This is a genomic window from Nitrosomonas sp. Is37, from assembly GCF_033063275.1.
Taxonomy (GTDB): Bacteria; Pseudomonadota; Gammaproteobacteria; order Burkholderiales; family Nitrosomonadaceae; genus Nitrosomonas.
In genome coordinates this window covers 1-1,372 of the sequence record NZ_JAWJYP010000072.1, presented here as the reverse complement: position 1 = coordinate 1,372, position 1,372 = coordinate 1, and the positions used below count along the sequence as shown (strand labels likewise).

General features: G+C 45.3%; 2 protein-coding genes. Both read right to left on the bottom strand.

Going from position 1 to position 1,372, the window contains the following annotated elements; genetic code table 11:
* On the bottom strand, positions 1–257 hold a 257-nt coding region (locus R2Q26_RS15295; RefSeq protein ID WP_317537080.1), incomplete at its 3' end, for a methane monooxygenase/ammonia monooxygenase subunit B.
* A complete protein-coding gene (locus R2Q26_RS15290; protein ID WP_317537079.1) occupies positions 257–1,174 on the bottom strand; it encodes a methane monooxygenase/ammonia monooxygenase subunit A in 918 nt (305 codons plus the stop codon). The genes R2Q26_RS15295 and R2Q26_RS15290, both read right to left, overlap by 1 nt.
* Positions 1,175–1,372: the final 198 nt, after the last annotated feature.

Here is a 1,372-nt window from a genome sequence, read left to right as displayed (position 1 = left end):
GCCGCACGTGGCCAATCCTCAGCCAAATGGAATTTGCCTTGTATTTTGGCTAAATCATTGACTTTGGTAATTTCTGGCGACCATTTGATGTCATACCATTGAACAGTACGCATCCGCAAGAATGGTTCTTGAGAACGTTCCCCGTGAGCTGCAACCGGGGTGACATCGACTACCAAGCTTACTGCTAGTGCTGCTGCTGCGTAAGCGACTCCATAAAGTCCCATGACGCTTCGTTTGTATATGCTTTTTAAGTTCATTATTTGATCCCCTGTGCGAAACCTTCTTCGCCATATGCGGTAACGTCATCTCTTTGCACGATGCGGCCTCTTTTGCCTTTAACATAGTAGAACGCTGTGCAATACACTTTACCGAGGTACCACCAAACAACGAATACCAGCATCGATACAAACGCTGCGAAGAATGCAGCAATTACTGTGGTATGACCACCGAAGGTACGCAGTGAGCCTTGCTCAATATGGCGCACGTATTCAGGTGTACCGGTACGGACATAAAGGTGTGCCATGTAGTCTGCCATTGAAAGCAATACACCTTCAACAACGACTGGCAAGTGGGTTGGTCCAAAAATTACCCAGTTACCTGGATAGAACAACAAACCAAAGAAACCACCACCAACCAGGGCAGTAACCAGCCAGTTACGGGTCAGATACATAGTGATATCCAGCATCAATGCGCCTGGGATCATGGTGCTAGGGGTCACAAAGTTAAGTGGGTAGTGTGACCACCAGTAAAATCCCCAGTAACGCGTCAGCCATTCTCCAACCAACAGGCAGACAATACAAAGTGTTGCGCCAAATGGTTGGCGATAGTTAACCCAGAGGTAATACATGATCGCTGAACAGTAGGTAATGCCTACAATCGGTGTAACTACCGGCCACCATTGACGATCTTTCCAGTCCATCCAGAAATCCCAGTCACCTGCCAGCAACATAAAGTGCATGTGGTAGGTTCCAACCAAAAGGATACACAAAATCGGAAAATAGATCAGATCAATCGACCGCGACATGTGCACTGCTTCCGGTGGCATCTTGGCTGCTTTCAGAATATCATTCGTTCTGAACATGCCTGTCATGAAACCTTCACCTTTTGACAGCAACGGCACAAACAGAAACAAAATAGGTATAAATAATAGTACCCATACTACGCTTTCATTCATAACTCCCTCTCTTTTTTGTAGCTTGTGATATTAAATATGACATGACGATTCCTTCTTTTTCTAAGTGTTCTTAACTGCCGACTATTTCACGTATCCCCAACATAAGTCGACTCGCCTTATCCCATTCCCACTTCTGGTTTCCCAGAAGCAGGAATAAAAATCAGACTATAAGCCCATAGAATTAAGGAACAATCCTGT